Source organism: Streptomyces harbinensis (assembly GCF_900116145.1).
Taxonomy (GTDB): Bacteria; Actinomycetota; Actinomycetes; order Streptomycetales; family Streptomycetaceae; genus Streptomyces; species Streptomyces carpaticus.
Genome location: NZ_FPAB01000001.1, coordinates 953,661 through 962,847 on the forward strand (window position 1 = coordinate 953,661; position 9,187 = coordinate 962,847).

Sequence of the window (9,187 nt, forward strand, 5' to 3'; positions counted from 1 at the left end):
TCCCCGCTCCACGGGCGATCGCCCTGCCCGCCGTGTCAGCAACCGACCACACAAGGCGCCCGGTGATCAGCGCATTGCGCTGCGTCACCATACCACGCGGGCCACGGACCGGCGAACAGAGTGAACCGCACCCCGTCAACGCCCGCCGGTCCGCGAAGGTTCCGCCAACACCGCCCGTGGGACAGGTCACTTCCGCTCGATCCACTCCTCCATCACGGCCACCAGGTGATCGGTGTCCACCGGCTTGGTCACATAGTCCGAGGCACCCGACTCGATGCTCTTCTCCCGGTCGCCCTGCATCGCCTTCGCGGTCAGCGCGATGATCGGCAGCCCCGCGAACTGCGGCATCCGCCGGATCGCGGCCGTCGTCGCGTACCCGTCCATCTCCGGCATCATGATGTCCATCAGCACGAGCACCACGTCCTCGTTGGACTCCAGCACCTCGATGCCCTCCCGCCCGTTCTCGGCGTAGAGCACCGACAGACCGTGCTGCTCCAGCACGCTGGTGAGCGCGAACACATTGCGCACGTCGTCGTCGACGATCAGCACCTTGCGGCCCCGGAAGTCGTGGAACTCCCGCCGCCGGCGCACGGCCTCCTTCCCCGGCACGCCCGCCTGCGCCCCCTCACCGGCCCCGGACTCCTCCGGCACGGCCGGCTCACGGAACCGCCGCGTCATGGTGGCCGCCGCCCGCTCGGCCGCGGAGGACGCCTCCGTACGCTGCTCCTCCCCGCCCGGCTCCTGCTCCTGGCTCCCGCGCGCCCGCGGCAGCGCCGGAACGGCCGGGGCACCGGCCACCGGGGCCGGAGCCGGCCCCGCCACCGGCGGCGCCACCTCCACGACCACCTCGTGCTCCGCCGCACGCGCCGCCTCCAGCGCCCGCCGCTCGGCCGCCTTCCGCGCGATCGCCTCCCGGGTCTGCGCGCTGTCCAGCACCGGCGCCCCCTCCGTCAGCTGCCGGTAGCCGGGCGGCGGCAGCTCCGTCGGGTGCAGCGGCAGGAAGAGCGTGAACGTCGACCCGCGCCCCGGCTCGCTCGCCGCGTGGATCTCCCCGCCCAGCAGCCGCGCGATCTCCCGGCTGATCGACAGCCCCAGGCCCGTACCGCCGTACTTGCGGCTCGTGGTGCCGTCCGCCTGCTTGAACGCCTCGAAGATCACCCGCATCTTGCTCGCCGCGATCCCGATCCCGGTGTCCGACACCGAGAACGCCACCAGCGGCGCGTCCGCGCTCTCGATCGAACCGTTGGCCAGCATCTGCTCACGGATCTCGTACGGCACCTCCGTACCCGCCGCCCGGATCACCAGCTCCACCGAACCCGTATCGGTGAACTTCACCGCGTTCGACAGCAGATTCCGCAGCACCTGCAACAGCCGCTGCTCATCGGTGTGCAGCGTCGGCGGCAGCTCGGGCGACACCCGCACCGACAGCTCCAGGTTCTTCTCCGCCGTCAGCGGCCGGAAGGACGCCTCCACGTAGTCGACCAGCTGCACCAGCGCGATCCGCGCCGGCGACACATCCATCTTGCCGGCCTCGACCTTCGACAGATCCAGAATGTCGTTGATCAGCTGGAGCAGATCCGAGCCCGCGCCGTGGATCGTCTCCGCGAACTCCACCTGCTTGCGCGAGAGATTGCCCTCCGCGTTGTCCGCCAGCAGCTTCGCCAGGATGAGCAGCGAGTTCAGCGGCGTCCGCAGCTCGTGCGACATGTTCGCCAGGAACTCCGACTTGTACTTCATCGACAGCGCCAGCTGCTCGGCACGCTCCTCCAGCACCTGCCGGGCGTCCTCGATCTCCGAGTTCTTCACCTCGATGTCCCGGTTGGTGCGCGCCAGCTGATCCGCCTTGCGCATCAGCTCCTCGTTGGAGTTCTTCAGCGCCTTCTGCTGCTCCTCCAGCTCGTTGCGCGTCATGCGCAGCTTGTCGGCGGTCTCCTGCGTCTGGTCCAGCAGCATCTTCGTCCGCGTGTTCACGCTGATCGTGTTGACGCTGCCGGCGATCATCTCGGCCATCTGGTTCAGGAAGTCCCGCTCGATCACCGTGAACTCACCGAACGTGGCCAGCTCCAGCACCCCGAGCACCCGGTCCTCGAACACCACCGGCAGCACGATCACCTGCGCCGGCGGCGCCTGCCCCAGACCCGAGGAGATCGCCAGATATCCCTCCGGCGTCGGCCCGAACATGATCGTCCGGCGCTCGGCCGCCGCCGTACCGATCAGCGAGTCACCCGGCCGGAACGACGTCGGATGCGCCCCCGCCGCGTACCCGTACGAGCCGATCAGCCGCAGCTCGAACCCGTCCCCGTCGTCCGGACCCGCCACCACCGGCGACTCCGCGTCCGCGGGCATCGACAGATAGAACGCCCCGTGCTGCGCCGACACCGCCGGAGCCAGCTCGCTCATGATCAGCCCGGCCACATCCTTCAGATCGCGGCGGCCCTGCATCAGCGCCGAGATCCGGGCCAGGTTGCTCTTGAGCCAGTTCTGCTCGTCGTTGGCCTTCGTGGTGTCCCGCAGGTTGGTGATCATCGTGTTGACGCTCTCCTGGAGCGCCAGGATCTCCCCGGCCGCGTCGGTGTCGATCCGCACCGTGTGATCGCCCCGGGTCACCGCCGTGGCCACCCGGGCGATACCGCGCACCTGCCGGGTCAGGTTCCCCGCCATCTCGTTGACGGAGTCCGTCAGGTCCTTCCAGGAGCCGTCCACGTCGCGGACCACCGCCTGGCCGCCCAACTGCCCGTCCGTACCCACCTCGCGGGCCACCCGGATCACCTGATCCGCGAACAGCGACAGCTGATCGACCATCGTGTTGATGGTGCTCTTCAGCTCCAGGATCTCGCCCTGGGCGTTGATGTCGATCTTCTTCGTCAGATCACCGCGCGCGATCGCGGTGGTCACATCCGCGATGTTCCGCACCTGGAGCGTCAGGTTGGTGGCCATCTGGTTCACCGACTCGGTCAGATCCCGCCAGGTCCCCGAGACGCCCGGCACACTGGCCTGACCGCCCAGCTGACCCTCGGTCCCCACCTCACGGGCCACCCGGGTGACCTCGTCCGCGAACGACGACAGCGTCGTCACCATCTTGTTGACCGTGTCGGCGAGCTGCGCCACCTCACCGCTCGCCTCGATGGTGACCTTCTTCGACAGATCACCGTTGGCCACCGCCGTGGCCACGTCCGAGATGCCCCGCACCTGCATCGTCAGATTGCTGGCCATCACGTTCACGTTGTCCGTCAGGTCCTTCCAGGTACCCGACACCCCACGCACCCGCGCCTGGCCGCCCAGCTGACCCTCGGTGCCCACCTCACGGGCCACCCCGCTCACCTGGTCGGCGAAGGACGACAGCTGATCGACCATGGTGTTGACCGTGGTCACCAGCTCCAGGATCTCGCCCCGCGCGTCCACCATGATCTTCTTGGTCAGGTCGCCGTCGGCGACCGCCTTCATCACCTCGGCGATGCCCCGCACCTGATCGGTCAGATTGTTCGCCATGCTGTTGACGGACTGGGTCAGGTCCTTCCACGTCCCCGACACCCCGTCCACCCGGGCCTGGCCCCCCAGCCGGCCCTCGGTGCCCACCTCCTGCGCGACCCGCGTCACCTGCTCCGCGAACGACGACAGCTGGTCCACCATCCGGTTCAGGGTGTCCTTGAGCTCCAGGATCTCGCCCTGCGCGTCCACGGTGATCTTCCGCGACAGATCGCCGCGCGCCACCGCCCTGGCGACCTCCGAGATACCGCGCACCTGGCTCGTCAGGTTCGTCGCCATGTCATTGACGGAATCCGTCAGATCCCGCCACACACCACCGACCCCGGCCACCATCGCCTGGCCGCCGAGCCGCCCCTCCGTACCCACTTCCCGGGCCACCCGGGTCACCTGGGCCGCGAACATCGACAGCTGGTCCACCATCGTGTTCATGCTGTTCTTCAGTTCGAGGATCTCGCCCCGCGCGTCCACGGTGATCTTCCGCGACAGGTCACCCCCGGCCACCGCCATCGTGACCTGCGCGATCCCGCGCACCTGATCCGTCAGATTGGTGGCCATGTCGTTGACCGAGTCCGTCAGCTGCCGCCAGGTGCCGGACACCCCGTCCACCCGCGCCTGACCGCCCAGCCGGCCCTCGATACCGACCTCCGTCGCCACCCGCGTCACCTGCTCGGCGAACGACGACAGCTGATCCACCATGGTGTTCACGGTGTTCTTCAGCTCGGCCATCTCGCCCGACACATCGACCGTGACCTTCTGCGACAGATCGCCGTTCGCGACCGCCTTCGTCACCTGCGAGATGTCCCGCACCTGCGCCGTCAGGTTCCGGAACGCCGTGTTGACCGAGTCCGTCAGGTCCTTCCACGCCCCGGCGACCCCCAGCACCGACGCCTGCCCGCCCAGCGCGCCCTCGTGGCCGATCTCCCGCGCCACCCGGGTCACCTCGGACTGGAACGACGACAGCTGGTCGACCATCGTGTTGACCGTCGTCTTCAGCTCCAGCATCTCGCCGGAGACGTCCACGGTCACCTTCTTGGACAGGTCGCCGTTCGCCACCGAGGTCGTCACCTCGGCGATGTCCCGCACCTGCGCCGTCAGATTCCGGAAGGCGTCGTTGACGGAGTCGGTCAGCTCCTTCCACGTACCGGCCACCCCGTGCACCCGGGCCTGCGCGTCCAGCCGGCCCTCGCTGCCGATCTGGGACGCCGCCCGCGTCACCTCGTCCGCGAAATTCCGCAGCGTGCCGTTCATGTCGGTGACCGTGCGCGCCAGCTGCGCCACCTCACCGCGCGCGCTCACCCGCACCGTCTGCGACAGATCACCATTGGCCACCGCCGTCGTCACCCGCGCGATGTCCCGCACCTGCGCCGTGAGGTTGGTGGCCATCGTGTTGACGTTGTCGGTCAGGTCCTTCCAGACCCCCGCCACGCCCTCCACCTGCGCCTGGCCGCCCAGCTGACCCTCGGTGCCCACCTCACGGGCCACCCGCGTCACCTCTGACTGGAAGGAGGAGAGCTGATCCACCATGGAGTTCACGGTGTTCTTCAGCTCCTGCATCTCCCCTTCCACATGCACGGTGACCTTCTGCGACAGATCACCGTCCGCCACGGCCTTGGTGACCGTGGAGATGTCCCGCACCTGGGCCGTCAGCCGCAGCACCATCTGGTTCACCGATTCGGTGAGGTCCTTCCAGGTACCCGAGACCCCCGGCACATGCGCCTGGCCGCCCAGCTTGCCCTCGGTCCCCACCTGGCTGGCCACCCGGGTCACCTCGTCGGTGAACTCCGACAGCTGCGTCACCAGGCTGTTGACCGTACGCCCGACCTTCAGGAACTCACCGCGCAGCGGACGCGCCGCACCGTTGCCGCCCGGCGCCCGCAGCTCCATGCGCTGATCCAGGTCACCGACGGCGACCGCCGACAGCACCCGGCCCACCTCGGCCATCGGCCGGACCAGATCGTCCACCAGCTCGTTGGCGTCGTCGATCGCCTTCGCCCAGGCACCGTCGCTGACGCCGGACTCCATGCGCTCGGTGAGCTTGCCCTCACGGCCCACCACCCGCCGCACCCGCGACAGCTGGCCGGTGAGATGAAGATTACGGTCGGCGACCTCGTTGTACACGGCCGCCAGCTCCGCCATCGGCCCCTCGCCGGCGACCGTCAGCCGCCGGCGGAAGTTCCCGTCCCGCATCGACTCCAGAGCGGAGAGCAGCCGGCCCAGCGCCACGGCGTCCACTTCCACCGTGCCGCTCCCCCGCGACTTACCGCCGCGCCCACTCTTACCGGCGCGTGCCACCGCTCCCTCAGACACCACTGTGTCCCTCCTGCAGGATCGACCATTTCGCCCGGGCTTACCTCAACGAGCCTTCCCAGTGTTTCACCCTCGAAGAACCGGGCGATAACAGTTCGGCAGCATCGCACACCCGCGTATCCCGGTCGGGGGGAAATCACCGTATCCGCGGCCCGCGCGGGCGGTCGACGTCAGTAACCTGGCTTCCGGCCCCTCGACGAGGCGCCGCTAGCGACGAGAGACCTTTTTTGGGGGAGTGACGTGATCACCGCGCGAGCCGCTGCCACCTTCGAGCCGGTTGGGCGTTCGGTCGCCACGGCGCGCGGCTTCGTCCGGGACACCCTCCAGGGCTGGGGGCTCGCCGAGCTGATCGAGGACGCCGTCGTCCTGACCAGTGAGCTGGTCACCAACGCCGTCATCCACGCGGGCACCGCCGCCGAGGTCCGCTGCCTGCGCGACGACACCGGCGTACGGTTCGAGATCATCGACCGCCATCCCGAGCGCGAACTGCCGCTCGGCGAGAGCAGCCGCGGCCGTGACCTCAACAGCGAGGGCGGCCGGGGGCTGATGCTGTGCGCCGCGCTCGCCTCCCGCTGGGGCGTCGACTACACCACCGCCGACAAGTGCGTGTGGTTCCGCCTCGAACAGCAGACCTTCCCGGCCGGCACCCGCGCCGCCGGGCCGCCGCTGCCCGCCGAGGCGCTGCCGCTGGCCGAGACCCGGGTCAAGGTCGCCGTCATCCAGGTGGACCGCACCGACACCGTCACGGCCTGGAACGGCGACGCCCAGTCCCTGTTCGGGTACCCGCCGGAGCAGGTCGTCGGCAAACCGCTGGCCGACCTCGCGGCCTGGCCGCAGACCCCCGGCACCGGCACCGGCATCGCCGAGGCCCTGTCCCTCTCCCGCTGGGAGGGCAGCTACGGGCTGCGCGACAGCGAGGGACGCACCGTCCCGGTCTACGCCTGCCACCTGCGGGTCCGCGACGCCCGCGGCGAGCCCTCCACGGTCTGTCTGATCGTCCACGACCGCGAGCGCGCCATCCTCCAGACCCCCACCCGGGTCCCGGTACGCACCGGGAACAGCTCCGACGGCGGCGACCGGCCGCAGAGCGACCCGCTGGACGCCCTCATCGGCTCCCCGCCGCCCGACGACCTCGACGGCCTCCTCCAGCGCACCGTGGAGCGCGCCCGCGACCTCCTGGACGGCGACGCCGCCTTCCTGCTGCTGGCCACCGACGACGAAACCGAGCTGGAGGTACGCGCCACCACCGGCCTGCCCGCCGCCCGCCAGCGGTTCGCCCGGGTCCCGGTCGAGGCCGGCAGCGGCCGGTACGGCTCGGCCCGGATGCCCTCGGTCCACGAGGACCTGGCCCTTTCCCCCGGCGCCGTCCCGCTGCTGTCCGGCACCGGCATGCACGCCGTGGTCACCGTGCCCCTGAAGGTGGAGGGCCGGCTCACCGGCTCCCTCGGCGTCGCCTCCGAGACCCCGGGCCGGTTCACCAACGAGGAGGCCCTGCGTCTGCAGTTCGCCGCCGACCGCATCGCACTCGCCGTGGAGTCCGCCCGGCTCACCGAGCTGGAACGGCTGCGCCGCAACTCGCTGTCCTTCCTGGTGGAGGCGTCGGAACTGCTCGCGGGCACCCTGGACCGCGACCAGACGCTCGCCCTCATGGCCCAGATGGTGGTGCCCACCCTGGCCACCTGGTGCGCCGTCTACACCATCGCCGAGTCCGCCTCGGAGCCCGTCCTGTCCTACGTGCTGCACGAGGACGAGGACCGCATCGACGGCATCAAGGACCTGCTCTCCCGCGTCGACCCGCCGGACCCCGACATCCGTCTCGGGGTCCGCCCCTGGACCGCGCCGTCCGACGCCGCGCACAACACCGCCCTGCGCAGCTCGCTGCGCAGCCTGGCGATGGGCCGGCTGCCGGCGCCGCGCACCCCGGGCCCGAGCCTGGCCACCGCGGCGGCGGTGGGCGGGGAGACGGTGCTGCTGCCGCTGATCGCCCGCAACCGGGTCATCGGCCTGCTGGCGCTCGGCCAGCCCGCCGACGAGCGGTTCCGCCAGGACATCCTGGAGCTGGCCGAGGACCTCTCCCGGCGGGCCGCCCTGGCGCTGGACAACGCCCGCCTCTACAGCGAGCGCACCGCCACCAGCCAGTCCCTCCAGCGCAGCCTGCTGCCGCCGGAGCTGCCGGAGATCGACGGCGTCGACGTCGAGGTCATCTACCGCGCGGCGGGCGAGGGCAACGAGGTCGGCGGCGACTTCTACGACGTCTTCCCGATCCGCGAGGGAGCGTACGGGTTCGCGATCGGGGATGTGTGCGGCACGGGCCCGCTGGCCGCGGCGGTCACCGGGCTGGCCCGGCACGCGCTGCGGCTGCTGGCCCGGGAGGGCCTGGGCGGCCCGGCGGTACTGGAGCGGCTCAACGCGGCGATCCTCGACGAGGGTGCCCGGTCCCGCTTCCTCACCCTGCTGTACGGCGAGCTGTGGCCGCAGCCGGACGGCGGCGCGCTGCTGAAGATGGTGTGCGCCGGCCACCCGTTGCCGCTGCGCCTGACGCAGGACGGCCGGGTGGAGGCCGCGGCCGATCCGCAGCCGCTGCTCGGTGTGATGGAGGACCTGGAGCTGTACGAGCAGAACACCATGCTCAACCCCGGCGATGTCCTGCTCTGTGTGACCGACGGCGTCACCGAACGCCGCGAGGGCACCCGCATGCTGGGCGACGACGGCCTGGCCGAGGTGCTGAGCAACTGTACGGGCCTGACCGCCGGCGCGGTGGCGGCCCGCGTCCTGCGCGCCGTGGAACGCTTCGCGTCCGACGCCCCGTCGGACGACATGGCCATTCTGACCCTGCGCATTCCGGAATGACGTGCTGCGGGTGCCGGCCGGACGGCCGGCACCCGCACACGAGTGGCGCGCAGTGAGCGAATATAAGAAGCAGAAAACGAAGAAGGCCCCCGCCTCGTGGCGGGGGCCTTCTTCTTCGAGCTTTCGCTGAGCCCCAAAACGGAATCGAACCGTTGACCTTCTCCTTACCATGGAGACGCTCTGCCGACTGAGCTATTGGGGCATTGTTCGGCGGCGACCTACTCTCCCACACGGTCCCCCATGCAGTACCATCGGCGCTGGAAGGCTTAGCTTCCGGGTTCGGAATGTAACCGGGCGTTTCCCCTCCGCCATGACCACCGAAACACTAAAAGGTTGTCATCGAAGAAAAAATTTCACAGTGGACGCGAGCATCTGAGGACAAGCCCTCGGCCTATTAGTACCAGTCAACTCCACCTCTCACAAGGCTTCCATATCTGGCCTATCAACCCTGTCGTCTACAGGGAGCCTTACCCCATCAAGTGGGTGGGAGCCCTCATCTCGAAGCAGGCTTCCCGCTTAGATGCTTTCAGCGGTTATCCCTCCC

General features: G+C 69.8%; 2 protein-coding genes, 1 tRNA gene and 2 rRNA genes. 1 reads left to right on the plus strand and 4 read right to left on the minus strand.

Features of this window, described 5'->3' with window-relative positions:
- Positions 1-186: 186 nt before the first annotated feature.
- Positions 187-5,718, minus strand: a complete 5,532-nt coding sequence (locus BM385_RS04235) for a HAMP domain-containing protein (protein WP_175542918.1) — start codon at positions 5,716-5,718, stop codon at positions 187-189.
- A 315-nt stretch (positions 5,719-6,033) separates the two neighbouring features.
- On the opposite strand from BM385_RS04235, the gene BM385_RS04240 reads away from it, so the two are divergent.
- Positions 6,034-8,643 (plus strand): SpoIIE family protein phosphatase, encoded by a 2,610-nt coding sequence (locus BM385_RS04240; protein ID WP_019436514.1) that lies wholly within the window; start codon positions 6,034-6,036, stop codon positions 8,641-8,643.
- 129 nt (positions 8,644-8,772) lie between these two features.
- On the opposite strand, the gene BM385_RS04245 is transcribed toward BM385_RS04240, so the two are convergent.
- The 3 genes from BM385_RS04245 to BM385_RS04255 all read right to left on the minus strand — a co-directional run.
- Positions 8,773-8,845, minus strand: a tRNA-Thr gene (locus BM385_RS04245).
- 3 nt (positions 8,846-8,848) lie between these two features.
- Positions 8,849-8,965: ribosomal RNA gene (gene rrf, locus BM385_RS04250) — 5S ribosomal RNA — on the minus strand.
- Between the two features lie 52 nt (positions 8,966-9,017).
- Positions 9,018-9,187: ribosomal RNA gene (locus BM385_RS04255) — 23S ribosomal RNA — on the minus strand; the annotation flags it as partial.